The 1169-nt window shown below is 56.6% G+C and carries 1 rRNA gene (running past one end of the window); it reads left to right on the top strand.

Annotated features, from left to right (window positions below):
• Positions 1-1169, top strand: a 23S ribosomal RNA gene (locus tag AB0Q90_RS42020); its annotated part runs 1293 nt beyond the window's last position; the annotation flags it as partial.

Here is a 1169-nt window from a genome sequence, read left to right on the forward strand (position 1 = left end):
AGTAGCGCGCTCAAGACCCGAAGCGGAGTGATCTAGCCATGGGCAGGTTGAAGCGGAGGTAAGACTTCGTGGAGGACCGAACCCACCAGGGTTGAAAACCTGGGGGATGACCTGTGGTTAGGGGTGAAAGGCCAATCAAACTCCGTGATAGCTGGTTCTCCCCGAAATGCATTTAGGTGCAGCGTCGTGTGTTTCTTGCCGGAGGTAGAGCACTGGATAGGCGATGGGCCCTACCGGGTTACTGACCTTAGCCAAACTCCGAATGCCGGTAAGTGAGAGCGCGGCAGTGAGACTGTGGGGGATAAGCTCCATGGTCGAGAGGGAAACAGCCCAGAGCATCGACTAAGGCCCCTAAGCGTACGCTAAGTGGGAAAGGATGTGGAGTCGCACAGACAACCAGGAGGTTGGCTTAGAAGCAGCCACCCTTGAAAGAGTGCGTAATAGCTCACTGGTCTAGTGATTCCGCGCCGACAATGTAGCGGGGCTCAAGCGTACCGCCGAAGTCGTGTCATTCATACAACAGGGCCAACGCCTGTATGGATGGGTAGGGGAGCGTCGTGTGCCGGGTGAAGCAGCACCGGAAGGTAGTTGTGGACGGTTCACGAGTGAGAATGCAGGCATGAGTAGCGATACAAACGTGAGAAACGTTTGCGCCGATTGACTAAGGGTTCCTGGGTCAAGCTGATCTGCCCAGGGTAAGTCGGGACCTAAGGCGAGGCCGACAGGCGTAGTCGATGGATAACCGGTTGATATTCCGGTACCCGCTGTGAAGCGTCAAACATTGAATCAGGCGATGCTAAGTCCGTGAAGCCGCCCCGGAGCCTTCGGGCAAAGGGGAGTGGTGGAGCCGACGGACCAGACTTGTAGTAGGTGAGTGATGGGGTGACGCAGGAAGGTAGTCCATCCCGGGCGGTGGTTGTCCCGGGGTAAGGGTGTAGGACGCAAGGTAGGCAAATCCGCCTTGCATACAGTCTGAGACCTGATGCCGAGCCGATTGTGGTGAAGTGGATGATCCTATGCTGTCGAGAAAAGCCTCTAGCGAGTTTCATGGCGGCCCGTACCCTAAACCGACTCAGGTGGTCAGGTAGAGAATACCGAGGCGTTCGGGTGAACTATGGTTAAGGAACTCGGCAAAATGCCCCCGTAACTTCGGGAGAAGGGGGGCCACA

It is taken from the genome of Streptomyces sp. NPDC079141 (assembly GCF_040686775.1).
In the GTDB taxonomy this organism is placed as follows: Bacteria; Actinomycetota; Actinomycetes; order Streptomycetales; family Streptomycetaceae; genus Streptomyces.